The sequence below is a fragment of the Lentzea sokolovensis genome, assembly GCF_033949975.1.
Lineage (GTDB): Bacteria > Actinomycetota > Actinomycetes > Mycobacteriales > Pseudonocardiaceae > Lentzea > Lentzea sokolovensis.
In genome coordinates, this window is the sequence record NZ_JAXAVU010000009.1 from 71,830 (window position 1) to 92,701 (window position 20,872).

Genomic DNA, 20,872 nt, shown 5'->3' on the forward strand with positions numbered 1-20,872 from the left:
TTCCGGAAGACTGAGTGCTCGTTTAGTGCACATGGCCTGGCCCGATCGTTACTGGAGCGGGGAAGTAGCGCTGTGCGGCTTATGGAAGCGCGGCGATCGAAAGAGAAGCGTGGTGTTCATAGGTATTGACTGTTGCTGAACTTGGCTCTATGGGATCAAGGCGCGCCGCCGTCGGCGGCGCGCGCGGGGCCTGTCACGTTGGCACCGGCTCCCCATCCATCCCGGCACGCCGGGCTCCCGCTTCGCTCCGCCCGTCGGCCGTGCGGCGCGGCCGGCGTCCATCCACGGCAGCGCGCCACCGACGGCGACGCGCAGGAGCTCCCAGCACCCAGGCGTCAGGACGATCGCGCGATCCAAGACCTGACCGAGCCGGGCACGGCGATCGACGCCCGCCAACGCTCCGCGTCATCGGCCACCGGACATGCCAAAGCCGCCCCACCGAGGACCAGCGGGACGGGACAGGTACCAGGCAAGCCCCAGGACGAGGTATAGCTACGGGTGTAGCAACGGTCCGGGACGGGTTGGGACGGGACAGCACCCCTGACCAGGCAACACCGACAACTGCGGACTAGCCCGAACAAGCCTGGACAGCCAGATGCAGCCTTGAAAGCGGGAGACGGGCAACCGTCCGGGGGTTCAAATCCCTCCGCTTCCGCAAGTGATCGTTTGGTATTAGTCGCGGCATGCAGACGCAGACACAGGTGTGGCCCGCGATCCTTTCTCTGGTCGGAGTGCTGTTCGGCGGTGGTCTGTCCTTTCTGGTGCAGACGACCGTGCAGCGTCGCGTCGAACGCAACGAACAAAGCAAACTGGCCGCTGAGCGTGCCGATGCGCGGCGGGTGGAGCAGCTGGAGCTGTTACGGCAGTTCATCCGGGCCGGGCAGCAGGCCGAGCGTGCGGCTGAGGATCGGGACGACACGGCTGTCTGGAGGACGGCGGCCCTGGATGTCGTCGACGAGCTGTGGGTGTGCGAGCGGATGATCCACGTGCTGTTCGCCTCGTCGCTGCACGAGTTGGCGCGTGCGTACGTCAAGGCTCTCGATCACGTTCTGTGGCAGGAGCCCGTCAGCGGCTCGCTGTGGGACCACCTCAAGGGGCCCAAGGTCGCGTTTCTCGCCGCGGCGCGGGACGAGATGAGCCGCTGAACGAAACGGCGGCGGTACCCGAAGGCACCGCCGCCGTCCTGGAGCTGATCAGCGGGCTACGAGACGGCCAGGTGCGTGTGGTCGTCGTGCGACGCGGTCTTCATGAGCGCCGCGGACTTGCGGGCTTCGGCGCGCTTCGCACGTGGTGGCACGCCGTTGACGTCCTCGGTCGAGACGCCGTAGGCCGCGGTCACGAACGCGATGGCGCCCGCGTTGCGGCCGAGGGCGACTCGGTCGATGTTGCCGAGGTTGTCGCACTTCGAGTGGTAGCACGGGTCGTAGGCGATGCCTGCCGTGCCGCCCCACTTGGCTGCCTGTGCGGCGGTCTTGACGCCTTCGGCGCCGGTGAAGAGGCCGCCGGCCGGGATGCCCTGCGCGATGAACTCGCCGTAGTCGGAGCGGCCCGAGAAGTCGGTGCCTTCGGTGGGGACGCCCTTGGCGGCGAAGTAGTCGGCGAAGGCCTTTTCGATCTGGGCCGAGCCGTACGGGCCGGGGCCCGCGCCCGTGGCGTCGGAGTCGTCGCCGTCGTAGATGAAGTACGCGGCGTTCGGGGAGCCGACCATGTCGAAGTTCAGGTACAGCGCGATGTCGAGCTGCTGTTCGAACGTCTGCTGGCGGACCCATTCCTCGGAGCCGATCAGGCCGCGCTCTTCAGCACCCCACCAGGCGAACCGGATGGCGTTGTCGACCTTCGGGCGGGAGCCGAGCTGCAGGGCGGTTTCGAGCAGTGCCGCGGAGCCGGAGCCGTTGTCGTTGATGCCGGCGCCCAGTTCGACGCTGTCGAGGTGCGAGCCGGCCATGACGACGTTGTTCTTGCGGCCGGTGCGGGTCTCGGCGATGACGTTGCGCTCGGTGCGGGACTCGGTGTGCGAGCGCATGTCGACGGTGACGGACGCGCCGGCCTTACCGGCGAGCGTGGTGCCGTCTGCCTGGGAGATGCCGCCGGTCGGGATCTTGCCGGGGTTGGTCAGCGTCACGTTCGACAGCGGGCCGGCGGTGTTGTTCGCGACCAGCACGGCGATGGCGCCGGCGGCGAACGCGTTGAGGTGCTTCTGCTCGAACGTGCACGCGCCTCGGCGGATCAGGGCCACCGAGCCGGTGAAGTCCTGGCCGGCGAAGTCGCTGGCCTCGCAGCCGGGGGTGGCGTCCTCCGGGACCACTCGCAGCGGGCCGGTCACGCCGCCGACCGGGGTCTGCGGCGACTGGACCAGGATCAGCGACTGGTAGTTCACGCCGTCCACCCGGGCCGTCTCGGCGTCGTTGACGTTGATGTCGTACGTGAACGTCGGCGTCGTGACGATGAAGCCCTCGTCGCGGAGCTTGCCCGCCACGTAGTCGACGCTGGCGTTGTAGCCGGGCGTCAGGGCGGCGCGGTTGCCGCCGTTGCGGTCGGCGAGACGCTGGAACGCGATCAGGTGCCGGTTGACACCCTCGACGGTCACCTTCTTCGCGAGCTTCTTGGCGAGTGCGGGGCCTGCCGGTTCGGCGGCGGACGCCGTGGCGGTAGGGGCTGCGACTAGTGCCGAGATGGCAAGCACAGTCGCCAGCTTGGTTCTGCCGGACATGAACGTTCCCCTTCGTTCGAGATGGCTGAACCCTCACAAAAGGGAGACCCACGACACAATCCGTCGGTCGGCGGGAGTTCAGCTGGTGATCAGCTGAACACACTCCGCTAGCCCGTCGACGGTGACCTTCCACTCCGGCCGCACGAAGTTCGCCTCGTCCAGACGCAATCGCACGTGCTCAAGGCGTTCGCCGCGCGGTGCTGCGCCGATCGTGCCGTCGTGCACGTAACCGAGCTTGGCGCTCACACGGTTGGACGCGTGGTTTCCCTGCCAAGCCGCCGAACGAGCGATGTGCGCGCCCAGGTGGTCGAACGCGAACTGCAGCACGGCGACACGCATCTCAGTGCCGAAACCGTTGCCCTGGAACTCCCTGCCGAGCCACGAGCCGGTGCCCACCTCGCGCAGCACGCCGAAGTCGCGCGCGCCGACGTCCTGCACGCCGATCGCCCTGCCCTCGTGCCGGACGATGAAGCTGATCACCCAGTCGTTCGCGGCGAACTTCGCGCGCTGCCCCCAGAAGTGCTGGAGCAGGCCGAACCCGCGGTCGTCTGGAAGCGTGTCGGTCCACGGCACGTAGAACGGCATCTCGGCCGGGTCGTGCACGCCCGCGAGCGCCACGTCGATGAGTTCGAACAGCCCGGAGTCGTCGTCCGGGCGCAGCTCCAGGCGCGGGGTGCGGAGGACCAGATGTCGTAGCGGCCAGGCGTCCATGATCCGATGGTGCCGGACGTGTCGAACGGTATTACGGTCGACTGTATGCGTGCCATCACTGTTCGCGAACCCGGCGGCCCGGACGTGCTCGAGTGGACCGAGGTCGCAGACCCGGTGCCCGGCCAGGGCGAAGTGCTGATCGACGTCGCCGCGAGCGCGGTCAACCGCGCGGATCTGTTGCAGCGGCAGGGTTTCTACCCGCCGCCGCCCGGTGCGTCGGACATCATCGGACTGGAGTGCTCCGGCACGATCTCCCAGCTCGGCGAGGGCGTGACCGGCTGGAACGTCGGCGACGAGGTGTGCGCGCTGCTCGCCGGCGGTGGCTACGCGGAGAAGGTCGTGGTGCCCGCGGCCCAGCTGCTGCCCGTCCCCCAGGGCGTCGACGTCGTCACCGCCGCCGCGCTGCCCGAGGTCGCGTGCACGGTCTGGTCGAACGTCGTGATGGACGGCCGGCTCAAGCTCGGCGAGACGTTCCTGGTGCACGGCGGCGCGGGCGGCATCGGCACGCACGCCATCCAGGTCGCCAAGGCGCTGGGCGCGACCGTCGCGGTCACCGCGGGATCGGACGAACGGCTGCGCAAGTGCACCGAGCTCGGCGCGGACATCACGGTCAACTACAAGACCCAGGACTTCGTGGCCGAGGTCAAGAGCGCGGACGTCGTCCTCGACAACATGGGCGCCTCCTACCTCCCCCGCAACATCGACGTCCTCGCCCCCGACGGCCGGTTGATGATCATCGGCATGCAGGGTGGCGTGAAGGGTGAACTGCCGATCGGCAAGCTGCTCGCGAAACGGGCGTCGGTGATGGCGACCGGGTTGCGCGGCCGCAGCGTCGACAGCAAGGGCGCGATCGTGGCGCAGGTCCGCGAGCACCTGTGGCCGTTGATCGAGAGCGGTGCGGTCAAGCCGATCGTCGGCCAGGTCGTGCCGATGTCGGACGCCGCGCAGGCGCATCGCCTGCTGGAGGCCAGCGACGTCTTCGGGAAGGTCCTGCTCAAGCGGGAACGGTAGCCATGGCCAGCGAGGTCCGGGGAGCCGTGCGGAACTCCAGCCCGAACTCCTCGGACCACCGCGCCAGCACCGCCTGTTCGTCCGGCCGGTCGACGTCGTCGGCCAGCACCGTCGCCCCCGGCGCCAGCACGGCGCGCAGCACGGGCAACGCCGGATAGCGCGAGTCACCGAACCCCGGCCCGTCGACCAGGAGCAGGTCCACCAGACCGAACCGCTCGACGTACCCGAGCACTTCGTCGTGCACCTGCTTCGGCGCGTACCACTGGCCGTGCCGCGACAGCGCCGCCGGATGCCGTGACAACGGCGCGTGCACGACACGGGCGACCGAGCCCAGACCTTCACGTCGTAGTTGCGAGGCAACGAAAGCAGCCATGCGTTCGTCGTGCTCGATCGACAACAGGTGCCCGAAACCGCGCTGCTGCAACAAACGCGCCAGCAGAACCGAAGAAGAGCCGCAGCCCAGTTCGACCAGGACGGTCCGCGCGCCGAGCACGATCTCGTCCATCACCGCGACGAGCGCGGCCGGGCGCAGATCGCCGGACAGGACCGGCAGGTACTCGGTGTTCAGCGAACCGATGCGGTGCAGGGCCGAGAGATCAGCGAGCTCGCGGGCGAGCGAGTCGTCCAAGAATGATCTCCAAGCTCTCAGCCCAGTTCGGCCACCGCCCGCACCAGGTCGTCCATCTCGACGGCGTTCGTGTAGTGCGCGAGCCCGATGCGGATGGCGCCGCCGATCTCGCCGACACCCAGCACCGAGAACACCCCGTACTGGCCGGGATCGGCGAACGCGCAGACGCCCCGCGAAGCGAGGTGTTCGACGCCGTCCTCCGCCTTGACCCCGGCGATCGAGAACGCCAGCGCGGGCACCCGCCGCATGGCGTCGCCGATCACCATCACGTGTCGCAGCGAACGCAGTTCGTTGATGAGATTAGCGAGCAGCCCGGCCTGGTAGGCCTTCACCGATCCCAGCGACGTGAGCAACCGCTCACGGCGCGTGCCGGACGCCGCGTCGTCGAGGTCCGCGAGGTACTCGACGGATGCAACGAGACCGGCGAGCATCGGGTACGCGTGCGGACCGAGCTCCAGCCGTTCCGGGCCACGCGCCATCGGGTCGACCGAGACCGACGGCAGCCGTTCCAGCACCGACGGGTCGCGGAACACGAGCGCGCCGACCGGCGGACCGCCCCACTGGCCGGCGGAGAGAGCCACGACGTCAGCGCCCATGCCAACGATGTCCAACGGCACGAAAGGCGCCGCGGCGGACGCGTCGACCACCATCAACGACCCGTGCGCGCGAGCCACCGCGGAGATCTTGGCGAGGTCAGGGCGGGTGCCGACCACGCCGGACGCCGCCGTGATGGCGATCAGCTTCGTGCGGTCGGTGACCAGCTCGTCGAACTGCCAGCTCGGCAGTTCGCAGGTCTCGATGTCGATCTCCGCCCATTTGACCGCGCTGCCGGTGCGCTGGGTCGCCCGCAGCCACGGCGCGATGTTCGCCGGATGGTCCAAACGGGAAACCAGGACCTCGTCACCCATGAACCAGTCATCGGTCATCGCGTCCGCGAGGCGTTGCAGCAGCACAGCGGAGGAGGGCCCGAGCACGACACCGGCGGGATCAGCGCCGACGAGGTCCGCGACGGACCTGCGGGCGGCGTCCACGATGCCCTGGGCCCGCTGGGAGGCCGGGAAGATGCCACCGGGTCCGGAGACCGGGGCGCGCAGCGCGGTGGAGACGGCGGTGGCGACCTGTTCGGGCACCTGCATGCCGGCCGGTGCGTCGAGATGGACCCAGCCGTCGCCGAGCGCGGGGAAGAGCCCTCGTACCCGTGCGACGTCGAACGCCATGACACACACCGTACGTATGCGAGCAAACACAGCAACGACCAGCCCCACCCGCTTTAGGGTCGAAACGCGAATCACGCGAGGATGGAGACCATGAACCAGGAGCAGCCCGTCGTAATCGTCGGCGGACAGGACGGCGACATCGCCGACCTCGTCGAACAGCCGGCCAAGGTCATGCGGATCGGCACGATGATCAAGCAGCTGCTGGAGGAGGTCCGGGCGGCGCCTCTGGACGAGGCCAGCCGCAACCGTCTCAAGGAGATCCACAAGCGGTCCATCGAGGAGCTCGAGGACGGCCTGGCGCCGGAGCTGCGCGAGGAGCTGGAGCGGCTGTCGCTGCCGTTCACCGAGGACGGCACCCCGTCCGACGCGGAGCTGCGGATCGCGCAGGCTCAGCTCGTCGGCTGGCTGGAGGGCCTGTTCCACGGCATCCAGACGGCGCTGTTCGCCCAGCAGATGGCGGCCCGCGCCCAGCTGGAGCAGATGCGCGGCCGTGCCCTGCCCGCCGGCAGCGGTGGCGAGGGCGCCGAGGGTGGCATCACGGGCAAAGGCACCGGCCAGTACCTCTAGCCGGGACACCCGGGGGTGGTTCTACGATGCGCTGAACTTCCTGGAGAGGAGCCATCGTGCTCGAGCAGGTGCGCCGTGCCCTGTCGGCGAAGCAACTGCGCCACAAGATGCGTGTGAAGGCGATCGAGATCGTGGCGGACGCCGTGGCCCCCATCCGCGCGCAGGTCGACGAGCTGCAACGCCAGGTGGACGACCTGGGCAAGCAGGTGCGCGACGAGATCCGGCACCAAGGCGACCGGGCCGTCGACCAGGCCCGTCAGCTGGAGATCCGCACTCGCCGCGACCTGGTGTTCGCGGGTGAGCAGGAGGCGGCGCTGCAAAGCGCCAGGTTCGTGCGCGACAACATGCCGCACGCCCCTCAGTTCGGCCACCCGCACGAGACGCTGGAGCACGCGCTGACGCTTGCCCCCGAGGGCGGGCTCGCGCTGGAGTTCGGCGTCTACCAGGGCACCACGCTGAAGATCATCGCTACCGCGCGCGGCGGTGAGGGCGTCTTCGGCTTCGACTCGTTCGAGGGCCTGCCGGAGAACTGGCGCAACGGCTTCCCCGCCGGCGCGTTCAACGTCGACGGCCTGCCGGAGGTACCCGGTGCCGAGCTCGTCGTCGGCTGGTTCGACGAGGTGCTGCCGGAGTTCCTGGAGTCCAACGAGGGCCCGGTCACGTTCCTGCACGTGGACTGCGACCTCTACTCCTCGACGAAGACCGTGCTGGAGCTGGTCGGCCCGCGCCTGGTCGAGGGCAGCGTCGTCCACTTCGACGAGTACTTCAACTTCCCAGGCTGGATGGAACACGAGCACAAGGCGTGGACCGAGTACGTCGAGCAGACCGGGATCGAGTTCAGCTACGAAGCGTTCACCTACGACAACGAGCAGGTGACCATGCGGGTGACCAAGATCCCCGCTCGTTGACCACTCCGTGACGTACCGGCGTCCAGGTCCGATCTGAGACGCCGGTACGCTCAGTCCTCGTGCAAGCCACCAGTACCCTCGACCACCCCGAGGCGCCGCCTGCCATCAAGTCGCGCAGCTTCAAGCGCGCGTTCGCCGATGTGCGTGAGGCGTGGGACCACCGCGAGCTGTGGGGCCACCTCGGCTGGCAGGACATCAAGCAGCGCTATCGCCGATCGGTCATAGGTCCGTTGTGGATCACGATCTCGATGGGCACGACCGCTCTCGCGCTCGGCTTGCTGTACTCCGTGCTGTTCGACACGAACGTTCCGACGTTCCTCCCGTACGTCACGGTCGGCTTCATCGTCTGGAACTTCATCCTCGGCTGCATCACCGAGGGCACCGACGTGTTCATCGCGAACGAGGGGCTCATCAAGCACCTCCCCGCGCCGATCACCGTCCACGTGATGCGCATGGTGTGGCGCCAGGTGCTCTTCCTGCTGCACAACCTCGCGGTCTACGCGATCGTGCTGGCGATCTTCTTCACCTCGCTCAACCACCAGTACACGATCAGCGAGGGCGGCCCCGTCCATCCGGGTCTGAGCTGGACCATCGTGCTCGCGATCCCCGGTTTCGCACTGCTCGCGATCAACGCGGTGTGGGTCGCGCTGGCGTTCGGCGTCATCAGCACCCGCTTCCGCGACATCCCGCCGGTCGTGACCAGCTTCATCAACCTGGTCTTCTTCATGACGCCGATCGTCTGGGACGCGGGCGTGCTGCAGAAGGTCACCGGCGGCGGCAGCAACGACTGGCGCATCCTGATCGCCGAGCTCAACCCCGTGTACCACTTCGTCGAGGTCGTCCGCGCCCCGCTGCTCGGCCACGAGGTCGACTGGCACCACTGGGCGATCGTCGGCGGCTTCACCGTGGTCGGCTGGGCGCTCGCGATGGTCATCCTGCGCAACTACCGCGCCCGCGTTTCCTACTGGGTCTAAAGGAGGTCGGCTAAACCATGGTCAGCATCGACGTCTGGAACGCATCGGTCGACTTCCCGATCTTCGACGCCAAGTCGAGGTCGCTGAAGAAACTCGCGTTCGGCAAGGTCGGCGGCAAGATCGGCTCCGAGGGCCGTGTCCCGATCATCGAGGCGCTGCACGACATCTCGTTGTCGCTCAAGGACGGCGCGCGCGTCGGCCTGGTCGGCCACAACGGCGCCGGCAAGTCCACGCTGCTGCGCCTGCTGGCGGGCATCTACGAGCCGACGCGCGGTCAGTCGCGCATCGTCGGCAAGGTGGCGCCGGTCTTCGACCTCGGCGTCGGCATGGACCCGGAGATCTCCGGCTACGAGAACATCATGATCCGGGGCCTGTTCCTCGGCATGACCCGCAAGCAGATGGAAAAGCGCGTCGACGACATCTCGGAGTTCACCGAGCTCGGTGACTACCTGCAGATGCCGCTGCGCACCTACTCGACCGGCATGCGCGTGCGGCTCGCGCTCGGCGTGGTCACCTCGATCGACCCCGAGATCCTGCTGCTCGACGAGGGCATCGGCGCGGTCGACGCGGCGTTCATGGCGAAGGCCCGCGACCGCCTCAAGGACCTCGTGGCCCGCTCCGGTCTGCTGGTGTTCGCGAACCACTCCGACGAAACGCTGCTGGACTTCTGCGACAGCGCGATCTGGATGGACGAAGGCCGTGTCAAAATGCACGGCGGTCTCCGCGAGGTGCTCACCGAGTACAAGGGCTTCGACCCGTTCGAGCGGATGAGCACCGACCAGCTGGCCAGGCTCGGCTACTCCACTCCCGTCCTCAGCGGAAACGGCGGCGAATAGACAGTGAACCTCGAGGCACTGCCCAAGGGCTCCGTCGTCGCGGTGGTGGTCACCCGCCACCGCAGGGAGCTGCTGGCCGAGTCGCTGAAGGCGCTGGCCACCCAGACTCGCGTCCCCGACCACCTCGTCGTGGTCGACAACGGCCCTGACCAGCCGGTCAACGACCTGGTCGAGCAGTGCCCGCTGCCCACTACGTACCTCGCGTCGCACCGCAACCTCGGTGGCGCGGGCGGTTTCGCGCTCGGCATCCTGCACGCGCTCTCGTTGGGCGCGGACTGGGTGTGGCTGGCCGACGACGACGGCCGCCCGGCCGACGAGAACGTGCTGGCCGTCCTGCTCGAAGAGGCCGAGCGCCGCAACCTCGCCGAGATCTCGCCGGTCGTCACGAACATCGAGAACCCGGACAAGCTCGCGTTCCCGATGCGCCGCGGCCTCACGTGGAAGCGCTCGGCCGCCGACCTCGGCACCGACTTCCTGCCGGGCATCGCCTCGCTGTTCAACGGCGCCCTGTTCCGCGCCACGACGCTCGACGTCGTCGGCGTGCCGGACTACCGCCTGTTCTTCCGCGGCGACGAGGTCGAGGTCCACCGCCGCCTGGTGCGCAGCGGGCTGCCGTTCGGCACCTCGCTCAAGGTGGCCTACGTGCACCCGGACGGCTCGGACGAGTTCAAGCCGATGCTGGGTGGCCGGTTCCACGCGCAGGACCCGGAGAACCAGATCAAGCGGTACTACACCTATCGCAACCGCGGGTACCTGCTGTCGCAGCCGGGCATGCGCAAGCTGGGCGCCCTAGAGGTGTTCCGCTTCGGCCTGTACTTCCTCGCGGTGAAGAAGGACCCGAAGGCGTTCGTCGAGTGGTTGAAGCTCGTGCGCCTCGGTCAGCGGGAGCGCTTCTTCCGCAAGTGACGTGATCTGCCGAGGGCGGAATCGCTGCGAGCGGAACCGCCCTCGGCACGGCACCGGAACGCGGTTTGCTGAACGCATGAGCCGACTCGTGCTGTTCCTCGCCGCCAATCCGAACCCCATCAGCCTCACGGTCACCGACGAGACGCGCGACGACCTCGCGCCCCGGTTGACGCAGATCGTCCGCAACGGCCACACGCAGCCGATCCCGGCACCGGACGGCCGTGAGTACGTCGTGAACTTCTCCAACGTCGTGGTAGCGCACTTCGAGTAACCGGTCGCGCACGCGAGGTGATCGGAGTAAGACGAGATGAGTGATCTCCCGACGCAGACTTCTCTCCCTGGCCGGCGCGAGCGCACTGCTCGCGGCGTGCGGTTCGAACACCGGCAGGGACGGCAACGGCCAGGCCCTCAAGCAGTGGTACCACGCGTACGGCGAGCCCGGCGTCCAGCAGGCGGTGGAGCGCTACGCCAAGGCGTTCACCAAGACGCCGGTCGACGTGCAGTGGAACCCCGGCGACTACGACTCCAAGCTCGCGACGAGCCTGCTGTCCGGCGACGGACCGGACGTCTTCGAGTCCACCCCGCAGATCAGCTCGGTCCGGGCGGGTCAGCTCGTGCCGCTCGACGACGTCTTCGGCGACGCCAGGAACGACTTCACCGACTCGATTCTCGCGACGCACACCGTCGACGGGAAGCTCTACGGCGTTCCGCAGGCCGTGGACATGCAGATGCTGTTCTACCGCAAGAGCTTCCTGCAACAGGCCGGGGTTCAGCCACCGTCCACTGTGGATGAACTGATCGACGCGTCCCGGCGCCTCACGAAGGACGGTGTCAAGGGACTCTTCGCCGGCAACGACGGTGGCGGCGGCGTGCTCGGCGGGCCCGCGCTGTGGTCGGCGGGGTTGGACTACGTGCGCGACCACCAGGTCGGGTTCGACGATCCCGTTGCGGCGCAGGCGATCGGCAAGCTGCGCGAGCTCTACTCCAGCGGCGGCCTGCTGCTCGGCGCGGTGAAGGACTGGGCGGAACCGGACGCGTTCACGCAGGGGCTGGTCGCCATGCAGTGGACCGGGTTGTGGACCGTGCCCGCGATCCAGAAGGCGCTGGGCGACGACTTCGGCGTGCTGCCGTTCCCGAAGTTCTCGTCGTCCGGCAAGGCCAGCGTTCCGGTCGGGGCGTTCGGCGCGATGATCAACGCCAAGTCGAAGCGGATCGACGAGGCCAAGGAGTTCGTGAAGTGGCTGTGGATCGAGCGGACCGACTACCAGGAGGACTTCAACCTCAGCTACGGCTTCCACATCCCGCCGCGCAGGAGCATCTCGGAGAAAGCCTCGAAGCTGACCACGGGTGCGGCGGCTGACGCGGTGAAGTTCGTGCGGGACAACGCGAAGGCGTCCAACCCGCCGGACTGGACCTCGGTCATGCGGACCGCGTTCAACGACGCCGTGTCGCGGGTCGTGCGGGACGGCGCTCCGGCCGACGCCGAGCTCAAGGCCGCCGCGGACAAGGCACGGGACGAGCTGAAGCGCCTGTACGGATGAGGCACGGACGCGCGTTCTGGTTGTTCGTCGGGCCGTTCGCTTTGGGGCTGCTCGTGTTCGTGTACGTGCCGATCGGGTGGAGCCTGCTGCTGTCGTTCTTCGACGCCCGCAACACGGTGACGCCCACATCGTTCGTCGGCCTGCGCAACTACGCGGACATGCTGACCGACGAGCCTTTTCTGCGCAGTCTCGGCACGTTCAGCGTGTTCGCGGTGTTCATCGTGCCGCTGACCTTTGTGCTGGCGCTGGCGCTGGCGTTGCTGGTGAACCAGATCAGCTTCATGAAGGCGTTCTTCCGGTCGGTGTTCTTCCTGCCGACGGCCTGCTCGTACGTCGTGGCGTCGCTGGTGTGGAAGCTGTCGATCTTCAACGGCGTGCGCTTCGGCCTCGCGAACACGGTGCTGGGGTGGTTCGGCGCCGAGCCGATCGCGTGGACGGTGTCGACGTCGCCGCCCTGGTACTGGCTGGTGCTCGTGACGTTGCGGCTGTGGCTGCAGCTCGGGTTCTACCTGATCCTGTTCATCGCCGGCCTGCAACGGATTCCGCAACACCTCTACGAGGCCGCGTGGATCGACGGCGCGTCACGTGGCTGGCAGACCCTGCGGTACATCACGCTGCCGCAGCTGCGCACGACGTCGATCGCGGTGCTGTTGCTGCTGCTCATCGCGGCGTACCAGGCGTTCGACGAGTTCTACAACGTGCTGGGCACCGACCGCGGCTACCCGCCGTTCGCGCGGCCACCGTTGATCTACCTCTACTACACGGCGCTCGGGTCCGGCGGGCAGGACTTCGGACACGGCAGCGCGGGCGCGGTGATCCTGACCTTGCTGATCGCGGGCGTGACGTTGTTGCAGGGCAGGGTGATCACCCGATGAAAGCCGTCCGGTACCTGGCGCTGTCGCTGGCGGCGGTGCTGTTCCTGATCCCGTTCTACCTGGTGCTGCGCAACGGTTTGGCGACCGAGCAGGAGATCACCGCGCCGGCGTGGACGTTCTGGCCCAGCGAGATCCACTGGGAGAACTTCGCCGCGCTGTTCTCGAACCCGGCCGTGCCGATGGTGCGCAGCATGGTCAACTCGCTGGTCGTCGCGGTGCTGCAGACGGCAGGGCAACTGCTGCTGTGCGGGCTGGCGGGATACGGGCTCGCGCGGATTCCGTACCGGTACTCGAATTTCGTGCTGTACCTGGTGATCGCGACGCTGATGATCCCGGCCGCGGTCACGTTCGTGCCGACGTTCGTGGTCGTCTCGACGCTGGGCTGGGTGTCCGACCTGCGCGGGCTGGTGATCCCGGGGCTGTTCAGCGGGTTCACCACCTTCCTGTTCCGGCAGTACTTCCTGAACTTCCCTCGCGAGCTCGAAGAGGCGGCGCGGATCGACGGGCTCGGCCACTGGGGCACCTACTGGCGGGTCGTCGTCCCGAACTCGAAGGGGTTCTTCGCGGCGCTCGGCGTGATCGCGTTCGTGACCAGCTGGAACCAGTTCCTCTGGCCGTTGGTGATCGCGCAGGACCAGGACTCGTGGACAGTGCAGGTGGCGCTGTCCACGTTCCTGACCTCGCAGTCGATCGACGTGACGCAGCTGTTTCTGGCGGCCGCCGTCTCGATCACGCCGTTGGTGGTGGTTTTCGTTGCGTTGCAACGGTTCCTGGTGCGCGGCGTGACGGAGACGGGGATCAAGGACTGATCAGTGGGTGACCAGAAGGAAGATGCTCGGCCCGAACCTCATCCTGGCCAGTGCGGGCTGGGCCGCCTTCTCGATGCCGAGCAGCACCCGGTGCGGCACGACCCTCTTCAACGCGCCTGAGCGCAGGTTCGACACCGAGAGCGAACGTTCCACCCGCAGTCCGGCCTCGGAGAGCTGCCTGGTCACGGTGTCGAGGTTGTGGTTGACGAACGGGATCTCGTCGTCGTGCCGGTTCTCCGGTGACCGGATGTCCACGGGCTCGGTGGGGATGCCCCTGCCGAGCCGGCGCAGGCGGTTGCGGGCGTGCCCGAGGTTGGCGACCTCGATGACGGCGGTGCCCTTCGGGGTAAGGATCCTGGCGATCTCGGCCAGTTCCGCCGCCGGGTCGGGCAGGTGGTGCATGACGCGGATCATCGTCACCAGCTCGATCGAGCCGGTCGCGAACGGCAGCCGCGCGGCCTGCGCCTGAACCCGCTCGATCCCCTTGTCGAGGAACCTCGCCGCGATGTCGAGCTGGCGGCTGCTCGGCTCGGCCAGCGTCACGTGGTCCGCGTACCTCGGCAGCAACGCGGTGATGCGGCCGTAGCCCCCGCCCACGTCCACCGCATTCGCGAAGTGCCGGCCGGTCAGCAGCCGGTCGATCGCGATGCGCTCCGCGGCGTGCTCGTAGTCACGGCCCTTCCAATAGCCCAGGTAGTCGTGGGCAGGTCCGTCGTAGAAATCTGCTCTCTTGATGTCCCCCATGCATCCCGGACGTCCGACCACGAGGTGAGGTTGCGCAGCAAAAAGGCCCCCGAAAGTTCGGGGGCCTTTTCGCACAACCAGAAGATCAGCTGTTGGCTTCGAACACCTTGCGCCACGACTCGACCGAGGTCAGCTCGGGCAGCGCGTCGCGGTACACCTTCTGCATGCGCGGCCACTCGGCCGACAGGCGGCGGTAGTTGCGGACCGCGCGCTTCATCAGCTGGCGGAACTCCTTGGGGTCGCGCTTGCGGAACGCGACGCCGCTGCCGTCGGCGTTGGACACGGTGGCGCTGTCCAGGTTGCCGAGGAGGAACCAGCGGGCGTTGGACGCCGGCACGTTGATCTGCGGACGCTCCGCCGTTGCCGCCTGGGGCTCACGCAGGTTGTGCATGAGCGCCTTGGCCGCCTCGGACGCGATGGTGACCGGGTTCGTGGGCGGCGTCAGCATCTGCTCGGCGCGGACCATGTCGAACGTCGGCGCCGGGAACTCGCGCGCGGACGGGAGGACCTGGGCGTCCGAGTAGTGCTTGCGGAGCTCGCGGATCTCCGGCAGGGCCGTGCGCAGCGAGTCGAACAGCTTCGACGGGCCGGCCAGGAAGTCCTCGATCGCCTTCTGCTGGATGGCGACCGTCGAGTACTCCATCGAGAGCAGGTGCCGCAGCGACAGCTTCAGGCCCTGCTTGAGCAGCGTGGAGCGGACGTCGTACGGGCTGTGCAGCGCGGCGAGGACGAGCCGGTTGCGGGTGTGGAAGTACGCCTGCCAGTCGGTGGCGTCGTTCTTGTCCGTCCACGGCATGTGCCACACGGCCGAGCCGGGCAGCGAGACCGTCGGGTAGCCGCGCTCCAGGGCGCGCAGCGAGTACTCCGCGTCGTCCCACTTGATGAACAGCGGCAGCGGGTAGCCGGTGCGCTGGACGACCTCACGCGGGAACAGGCACATCCACCAGCCGTTGTAGGTGGAGTCGATGCGGGCGTGCAGTTCCTCGGTCTCGCGCAGCGACTCGGTGCCGAAGTCGTGGTCGGTGAGCGCGCCGGGCGCCGCGCGCCAGTAGCAGGTGCCCAGGTCGACGACCTCGCCCATGCTGTGCAGGCGGGAGCGGGCCTGGAGGTTCAGCATGTGCGAACCGACGATGACCGGCTGGGCGGCGGCGCGCGCGAACGCGTTCGAGCGCAGGACGGCGTCCGGCTCCAGGCGGATGTCGTCGTCCATCAGCATGATCTGGTCGGCGTCGGTGTGCTCGATCGCCTCGTACAGACCGCGGGTGAAGCCGCCGGAGCCACCGAGGTTGTCCTGCTCGATGATCTCCAGCTTGTCGCCGAGGGCCTTGACGGCCTCGTCGTAGCCGGGGGTGTCGCGCACCTTGACGGAACCCTGGTCGGCGACGAAGACCTTCTTCAGCACCGCGAAGACGGCCGGGTCCTCACCGAGGGCGCGCAGCGCGATGACCGCGTCGACCGGGCGCATCGTCGTCATGCCGATGGCGACGGTCTGCGCCGGCAGCGGCTGCTCGGTGGTCCACGCGGCGTCGTCGATCTCCATCGTGGTGTCGTCGGTGAAGACGTCGAACCAGATCCAGCCGCCGTCCTCGAACGGCTTGAGCGACACCGTCAGCGCGACGTCGAACCACGCCTTCGGGCTGCGGATGACCTGGCCGTCGAGGTGGATGATGTCGCCGTTGGGCTTCGAGCGGTAGACGTCGATGCGACCGGCGCCGCGCACGCGCATGCGCAGCACGACTTCCTCGACGATCGTCCAGCGCTTCCAGTAGCTGGCGGGGAACGCGTTGAAGTACGAAGCGAACGACACCTTGGCCGAGGTCTGAACCGTCACCGCGCGGCGGCCCGAGACGTGGCTGTGCACGTTGGTCGGCTCGTCGAGGTAGAGCGGACGCACGTCCAGCGGGTCCTCGTCCCGCGGCATGATCACCCGCTGCAGGACCTGGGTCGGGTTGATCTTGGTAGCGCTTGCGGCTTTGGCCTGCTCGGTCACGTGCTTCCTCCGGCGAACCGAATTCGGGCGGTTCGGGTCAGCTTCATGGATGGCTACCGCCACAGAGAGTGTCGTGGCGCGGCGCGTCAAGCGCCCATAGTACTCATTGTTCAATGACGAACGCCCGGCCGCACAGGTTGTACGGCCGGGCGAAATGCGTCTAAACCGACATCAGTCGAGATCGCCGTTGATGGCGGAACCCTCGGTCAGGTGAGGCGCGATCTTGTTGTCGAACGCGCTGAGAGCGGCGCCGATCGCCATGTGCATGTCGAGGTACTTGTAGGTGCCCAGACGACCGCCGAACAGCACGTTCTTCTCGGCGGCTTCCTTCTTCGCCAGCACGCGGTACCGCTCGAGCTTCTCGCGGTCCTCCGCGGTGTTGATCGGGTAGTACGGCTCGTCGTCCTTCTCCGCGGCACGGGAGAACTCGCGGACGATGACCGTCTTGTCCTTCGGGTAGTCCCGCTCCGGGTGGAAGTGGCGGAACTCGTGGATGCGGGTGAAGGGGACGTCCGCGTCGTTGTAGTTCATGACCGGCGTGCCCTGGTAGTCGCCCGTCTGGACGACCTCCTGCTCGAAGTCGAGCGTGCGCCAGCCGAGCCAGCCCTCGGAGTAGTCGAAGTAGCGGTCGACCGGACCGGTGTAGACGATCGGCGTGCCCGCCGGGATCTCGTCCTTCACGTCGAAGAAGTCCGTGTCGAGGCGGACCTCGATGTTCTCGTGCTCCGCCATCTTCTCGAGCCACGCGGTGTAGCCGTCGACCGGCAGGCCCTCGTAGGTGTCGTTGAAGTAGCGGTTGTCGAAGTTGTAGCGGACCGGGAGGCGGCTGATGACCGCGGCCGGCAGCTCCTTCGGGTCGGTCTGCCACTGCTTCGCGGTGTAGTCGCGGATGAAGGCCTCGTACAGGGGACGGCCGACCAGCGAGATCGCCTTCTCCTCGAGGTTCTTCGCGTCCTTGCTGTCGATCTCGGACGCCTGCTCCGCGACCCACGCGCGAGCCTCGTCCGGGGACAGGTAGCGGCCGACGAACTGGGTGATCAGTCCGAGGCCCATCGGGAACTGGTACGCCGTGCCGTCGTGCATCGCGAAGACGCGGTGCTGGTAGCCGGTGAACTCGGTGAACTGGTTGCAGTACTCCCAGACCCTCTTGTTCGAGGTGTGGAAGAGGTGCGCGCCGTAGCGGTGCACCTCGATTCCTGTCTCGGGCTCAGCCTCCGAGTACGCGTTGCCACCGATGTGGGAACGACGTTCCAGAACGAGCACCCGCTTGTTCAGCTGGGAGGCGGTGCGCTCGGCAACGGTCAGCCCGTAGAAACCGGAACCGACGACGATGAGGTCAAAACCAGCGAAGCTCACGAACGTGGAGGGTACCGGCCCTCCCAGGCGTGTTCCCAACACCCCCTCCGCGAACCGCACTGCCCTTGATCAGCTAAAACGCGTGCGACAGGCCGTCGGCGGGCGATCAGCCCGTTCGGGATAGCCTTGCCGGTGTCATTCGCGGGGGCATCCCGCACATCCACTTGCTGAGCAACCATGGGTGGTCTTGTGCCGACCGAAGCGAGCACGTTGCTGACCGTGGCGACGATCGGGACGTATCTCGCCGTCCTGTGGTTGCCGGGCGGACTCGCCGCCGCGGCCGCGGGTGTGCGCGGGTGGGCGCTCGCCGCCAGCGCGCCCGTGTTCACCTACCTGATCGCGGGCCTGGCCGGTCCGTGGCTGTGGAAGATCGGGATCCCGTTCAACGTCTGGACGTTCCTGGTCACCACGGTGGTCGTGGTCCTGCTGTTCGCCGCCGCGCGCTGGTTCGTGGTGCGCCGCAGCGGCCCGATCGAGCGCACGCCGTCGCCGTGGAACCGAAGCGCGCACGTCGCGGTGGCCGTGACGCTGCTGGCCGCCGCCGTCGTCGGGTTCGCCGTGCTGATGGCCGCGATGCGCTGGGACCTCAACTCGATCCCGCAGGACTGGGACGCCGCCTACCACGCGAACGGCATCCGCTACATCGCCGAGACCGGCGAGGGCAGCCTCTACGCGACCGGCAAGGTCAACTGGTACGAGCTGCCCGACGGCGTCTTCTACCCGAACGCCTACCACCTGGTCGGCGCGCTCGTGTTCAAGCTGACCGGTGCCGCCGTGCCGGCCGTGCTGAACGCCAGCACGATCATGTTCCCCGGCATCCTCGCGCTGACCCTGGTCGCGATGATCCGGCACTTCAACGGGCGCGCGGTCACCGCCGCGTTCACCGCGCTCGTCACCGTCGCCTGCACCAGCGCCACCTACGACAACCTGTGGCGCGGCCCGCTGCTGACGTTCACGCTCGGCATCGCGGTCATGCCGGTGCTGGCCATCGCGATGGACGCGTACCTCAAGCGGGCGGCACTGGACACCGGCATCTTCTTCGGCGGTGTCGCGGTCGGCCTGCTCGCGATCCACTCCAGCACGTTGTTCGGCGGCATCCTGTTCGTGCTGCCGCTGTTCATCCAGCGCTGGTGGGGCCACCTCGGACTGATCTGGCGGGACGCGCTCAAGCTGATCGTCCCGGCGGTCGTGGCGATCGTCGTGACGCTGCCGCACCTGCTCGGCGCGCTCGCGGTCGGCGGCAAGATCGCGATCGTGGACTGGCCGTCGACGTTCCCGGTGAGCCAGTCGGTCGGCTCGCTGCTCACGTTCCAGCACGTCATCGCGCTGCCGCAGTACTGGCTGGCGCTCGCGCTGTGGGTCGGCCTGGTCTTCGCCTCGCGCCTCGGCGAGCTGCGCTGGCTGCTCGGTTCGGCGGCGTTCTTCGGCGGGGTGTGGGTGCTGACCGCGTCCTACTCGCAGCCGTGGGTCGCGAAGCTGACCAGCCCGTGGTGGAACGACCAGTGGCGCCTCATCGCGCTGGCGTGCGTGCCGCTCGTCGTCGTGGCCGGGCACGGCCTCGCGCAGGTGTACGACTTCGCGAAGGTCGGCGCGGCGCGTGTGAAGGTGCCCGCCGGCATCGGTTCGTACGTCGCGGGCGGCCTGGTCATCGCGGTTTTCGCGCTGGTCAGTCAGGGTCTGTACTTCAACCTCAACGCGAACCAGGTCAAGCAGGGCTACGGCAACCAGCCCGGCGCCGACCGGCACAACATGGTGGTCAGCCCGACCGAGGTGCTCGCGTTCCAGGAACTGGCCAAGCTGGTCAAGCCGGGCGAGCGGGTGCTCAACGACCGCAGGGACGGCACGGTCTGGATGTACGCGCTCGCGGGCGTGCAGCCGGTCGTCGGCCACTACGACGGCTCTGCCGAGTCGCCGGCGGTGCACACGCTGCAGGCCGAGTTCAACGACTACGCGAACGACCCCGCCGTGCGTGACGCGGTGAAGCACCTCAACGTCCGCTACATCATCGTCGACGTCGGCTACGTGCACGGCGGCAAGGATCGTGTGGACGGCCTGGAGAACCTCGACGGCAAGCCGTTCGTGCAGAAGGTCTTCTCGAACCAGGACTCGACGATCTACAAGCTGGTGCCGGAGCCGGGCGCTCCCGTCAGTCCCTGAACTCGAAGTCGACGAGGCCGGGGAGGACGTCCCCGGCCACCTGCTCCAGCACGGTCTCGTGGCCGAAGTAGACGCCCTCGCTGCGCGGCCAGTGCACGATCAGATCGGTGAACCCGAGGTCGCGGGCCCTGCCGGCGGCGTCCTGGAACGCCTCGACGCTCGTCAGCGAGTACACCGGCGCCGAGTCGAGGTTCAGGTACCTGTCGATGGTGCCCTTGGCCCGGTTGATCGAGGCGAGCTCCTCGTCGAACCGCTTGGTCACCTTCGCGACGCCCCGCCACCAGGTCTCGTAGTCGGGGCTGTCGAGCTGCCGCGAGCCGGTGGTGATCCAGCCGGTGCCGTAGCGGGCCGCGATCCCCATGGCCTTGGGCCCGTCGGCGGCGATGACGAACGGGACGCGCGGCCGCTGCACGCAGCCGGGGTGCCCGCGGGCCTCGTCCGCGGTGAAGAACTCGCCCTTCCAGGTCGTCTTGTCCCTGGTCAGCAGCAGGTCGAGCAGCTCGACGAACTCGCCGAACCGCTGCGTGCGCTGCGGGGCCGTGAGCTCGGGGGCGCCGATGGCGTCGGTGTCGTAGCTGCCCGTGCCGCCGGAGCCGATGCCGACGTTCAGGCGGCCATCCGACAGATCGTCAAGAGTCAAGATCTCGCGCGCGAACGGCACCGGGTGCCGGAAGACAGGTGAGGCGACGAGCGTGCCCAGCCGGATCTTCGACGTGACCATCGCCGCGGCGGTGAGCGTGGGCACCGCGGAGAACCACGGGCCGTCGACGAGCGTGCGCCACCCCAGGTGGTCGTACGTCCACGCGTGGGAAAAGCCCAGCTCCTCGGCCGCACGCCACTTCGGTTCCGCCACCCACCAGCGGTACTCGGGGAGGATCACCACACCAACTCGCACCGGCTGACATTAGCGAACGAGTTACGTCGACCGGCGA

Annotated in this window: 20 protein-coding genes; 12 read left to right on the forward strand and 8 right to left on the reverse strand. The window is 68.0% G+C overall.

Annotated features, from left to right (window positions below; genetic code table 11):
• Positions 1 to 701: 701 nt before the first annotated feature.
• Positions 702 to 1,145 carry a hypothetical protein gene (locus tag SK854_RS17650; RefSeq protein WP_319976194.1) on the forward strand — a complete coding sequence of 148 codons (444 nt, stop codon included), beginning with the start codon at positions 702 to 704 and terminating at the stop codon, positions 1,143 to 1,145.
• 56 nt (positions 1,146 to 1,201) lie between these two features.
• On the opposite strand, the gene SK854_RS17655 is transcribed toward SK854_RS17650, so the two are convergent.
• Both SK854_RS17655 and SK854_RS17660 read right to left on the reverse strand, forming a co-directional pair.
• On the reverse strand, positions 1,202 to 2,710 hold the full coding sequence (locus SK854_RS17655; RefSeq protein ID WP_319976195.1) for a M28 family metallopeptidase: 1,509 nt from the start codon (positions 2,708 to 2,710) through the stop codon (positions 1,202 to 1,204).
• Between the two features lie 78 nt (positions 2,711 to 2,788).
• Positions 2,789 to 3,421, reverse strand: coding sequence for a GNAT family N-acetyltransferase (locus SK854_RS17660; RefSeq protein ID WP_319976196.1), 633 nt, complete (start codon positions 3,419 to 3,421; stop codon positions 2,789 to 2,791).
• 45 nt (positions 3,422 to 3,466) lie between these two features.
• Here SK854_RS17660 and SK854_RS17665 point away from each other — a divergent pair, with 45 nt between their 5' ends.
• Positions 3,467 to 4,432 carry an NAD(P)H-quinone oxidoreductase gene (locus tag SK854_RS17665; protein WP_319976197.1) on the forward strand — a complete coding sequence of 322 codons (966 nt, stop codon included), beginning with the start codon at positions 3,467 to 3,469 and terminating at the stop codon, positions 4,430 to 4,432.
• Here the strand turns inward: SK854_RS17665 and SK854_RS17670 are convergent.
• Both SK854_RS17670 and SK854_RS17675 read right to left on the reverse strand, forming a co-directional pair.
• Entirely contained in the window at positions 4,416 to 5,060 is a 645-nt protein-coding gene (locus SK854_RS17670) for a class I SAM-dependent methyltransferase (protein WP_319976198.1), read from the reverse strand. The genes SK854_RS17665 and SK854_RS17670 overlap by 17 nt on opposite strands.
• Positions 5,061 to 5,077: 17 nt before the next feature.
• Complete coding sequence (locus tag SK854_RS17675; protein WP_319976199.1) at positions 5,078 to 6,277, reverse strand: cysteine desulfurase-like protein; 1,200 nt, start codon at positions 6,275 to 6,277, stop codon at positions 5,078 to 5,080.
• A gap of 81 nt (positions 6,278 to 6,358) precedes the next feature.
• Between SK854_RS17675 and SK854_RS17680 the strand changes: the two genes are divergently transcribed.
• The 9 genes from SK854_RS17680 (at position 6,359) to SK854_RS17720 (ending at position 13,693) form a co-directional block, all read left to right on the forward strand.
• A complete protein-coding gene (locus tag SK854_RS17680) occupies positions 6,359 to 6,844 on the forward strand; it encodes a bacterial proteasome activator family protein (protein WP_402903606.1) in 486 nt (161 codons plus the stop codon).
• A 56-nt stretch (positions 6,845 to 6,900) separates the two neighbouring features.
• A complete protein-coding gene (locus tag SK854_RS17685; protein ID WP_319976200.1) occupies positions 6,901 to 7,752 on the forward strand; it encodes a class I SAM-dependent methyltransferase in 852 nt (283 codons plus the stop codon).
• 59 nt (positions 7,753 to 7,811) lie between these two features.
• Complete coding sequence (gene wzm / locus SK854_RS17690; protein WP_319976201.1) at positions 7,812 to 8,726, forward strand: galactan export ABC transporter permease subunit Wzm/RfbD; 915 nt, start codon at positions 7,812 to 7,814, stop codon at positions 8,724 to 8,726.
• A gap of 17 nt (positions 8,727 to 8,743) precedes the next feature.
• Complete coding sequence (wzt, locus tag SK854_RS17695) at positions 8,744 to 9,562, forward strand: galactan export ABC transporter ATP-binding subunit Wzt/RfbE (RefSeq protein ID WP_093594700.1); 819 nt, start codon at positions 8,744 to 8,746, stop codon at positions 9,560 to 9,562.
• Between the two features lie 3 nt (positions 9,563 to 9,565).
• Positions 9,566 to 10,468, forward strand: coding sequence for a galactofuranosyltransferase GlfT1 (glfT1, locus tag SK854_RS17700; RefSeq protein WP_319976202.1), 903 nt, complete (start codon positions 9,566 to 9,568; stop codon positions 10,466 to 10,468).
• 76 nt (positions 10,469 to 10,544) lie between these two features.
• Positions 10,545 to 10,739, forward strand: a complete 195-nt coding sequence (locus SK854_RS17705; RefSeq protein ID WP_319976203.1) for a hypothetical protein — start codon at positions 10,545 to 10,547, stop codon at positions 10,737 to 10,739.
• Positions 10,740 to 10,779: 40 nt separating this feature from the next.
• Entirely contained in the window at positions 10,780 to 12,009 is a 1,230-nt protein-coding gene (locus SK854_RS17710; RefSeq protein ID WP_319976204.1) for an ABC transporter substrate-binding protein, read from the forward strand.
• A complete protein-coding gene (locus tag SK854_RS17715) occupies positions 12,006 to 12,884 on the forward strand; it encodes a carbohydrate ABC transporter permease (RefSeq protein WP_319976205.1) in 879 nt (292 codons plus the stop codon). Before SK854_RS17710 ends, SK854_RS17715 begins: the two co-directional genes overlap by 4 nt.
• On the forward strand, positions 12,881 to 13,693 hold the full coding sequence (locus tag SK854_RS17720; protein WP_319976206.1) for a carbohydrate ABC transporter permease: 813 nt from the start codon (positions 12,881 to 12,883) through the stop codon (positions 13,691 to 13,693). The genes SK854_RS17715 and SK854_RS17720 overlap by 4 nt, the downstream gene beginning before the upstream one ends.
• Here SK854_RS17720 and SK854_RS17725 read toward each other — a convergent pair whose 3' ends face one another.
• From SK854_RS17725 to glf, 3 genes are all read right to left on the reverse strand, one after another.
• Complete coding sequence (locus SK854_RS17725) at positions 13,694 to 14,437, reverse strand: class I SAM-dependent methyltransferase (protein ID WP_319976208.1); 744 nt, start codon at positions 14,435 to 14,437, stop codon at positions 13,694 to 13,696.
• A gap of 85 nt (positions 14,438 to 14,522) precedes the next feature.
• The gene (locus tag SK854_RS17730) at positions 14,523 to 16,427 is read right to left on the reverse strand and encodes a glycosyltransferase (RefSeq protein ID WP_319976209.1); all 1,905 of its coding nucleotides are present in this window, start codon (positions 16,425 to 16,427) and stop codon (positions 14,523 to 14,525) included.
• 171 nt (positions 16,428 to 16,598) lie between these two features.
• A complete protein-coding gene (gene glf / locus SK854_RS17735; protein ID WP_319976210.1) occupies positions 16,599 to 17,783 on the reverse strand; it encodes a UDP-galactopyranose mutase in 1,185 nt (394 codons plus the stop codon).
• A gap of 189 nt (positions 17,784 to 17,972) precedes the next feature.
• Between glf and SK854_RS17740 the strand changes: the two genes are divergently transcribed.
• Entirely contained in the window at positions 17,973 to 19,940 is a 1,968-nt protein-coding gene (locus SK854_RS17740) for a DUF6541 family protein (protein WP_319976211.1), read from the forward strand.
• On the opposite strand, the gene SK854_RS17745 is transcribed toward SK854_RS17740, so the two are convergent.
• Positions 19,930 to 20,835: an LLM class flavin-dependent oxidoreductase gene (locus SK854_RS17745; RefSeq protein ID WP_319976212.1), complete on the reverse strand. Its 906-nt coding sequence runs from the start codon at positions 20,833 to 20,835 to the stop codon at positions 19,930 to 19,932. The two genes, SK854_RS17740 and SK854_RS17745, sit on opposite strands and share 11 nt — an antisense overlap.
• Positions 20,836 to 20,872 lie beyond the last annotated feature (37 nt).

What these genes read in the sequence shown, in the direction of transcription:
- SK854_RS17720 (WP_319976206.1), top strand. Translation starts at nt 12,881, where the DNA reads ATGAAAGCCGTCCGGTACCTGGCGCTGTCGCTGGCGGCGGTGCTGTTC.
- SK854_RS17665 (WP_319976197.1), top strand. Translation starts at nt 3,467, where the DNA reads ATGCGTGCCATCACTGTTCGCGAACCCGGCGGCCCGGACGTGCTCGAG.
- wzt (WP_093594700.1), top strand. Translation starts at nt 8,744, where the DNA reads ATGGTCAGCATCGACGTCTGGAACGCATCGGTCGACTTCCCGATCTTC.
- SK854_RS17725 (WP_319976208.1), bottom strand. Translation starts at nt 14,437, where the DNA reads ATGGGGGACATCAAGAGAGCAGATTTCTACGACGGACCTGCCCACGAC.
- SK854_RS17705 (WP_319976203.1), top strand. Translation starts at nt 10,545, where the DNA reads ATGAGCCGACTCGTGCTGTTCCTCGCCGCCAATCCGAACCCCATCAGC.
- SK854_RS17660 (WP_319976196.1), bottom strand. Translation starts at nt 3,421, where the DNA reads ATGGACGCCTGGCCGCTACGACATCTGGTCCTCCGCACCCCGCGCCTG.
- SK854_RS17655 (WP_319976195.1), bottom strand. Translation starts at nt 2,710, where the DNA reads ATGTCCGGCAGAACCAAGCTGGCGACTGTGCTTGCCATCTCGGCACTA.
- SK854_RS17680 (WP_402903606.1), top strand. Translation starts at nt 6,359, where the DNA reads ATGGAGACCATGAACCAGGAGCAGCCCGTCGTAATCGTCGGCGGACAG.
- SK854_RS17675 (WP_319976199.1), bottom strand. Translation starts at nt 6,277, where the DNA reads ATGGCGTTCGACGTCGCACGGGTACGAGGGCTCTTCCCCGCGCTCGGC.
- SK854_RS17715 (WP_319976205.1), top strand. Translation starts at nt 12,006, where the DNA reads ATGAGGCACGGACGCGCGTTCTGGTTGTTCGTCGGGCCGTTCGCTTTG.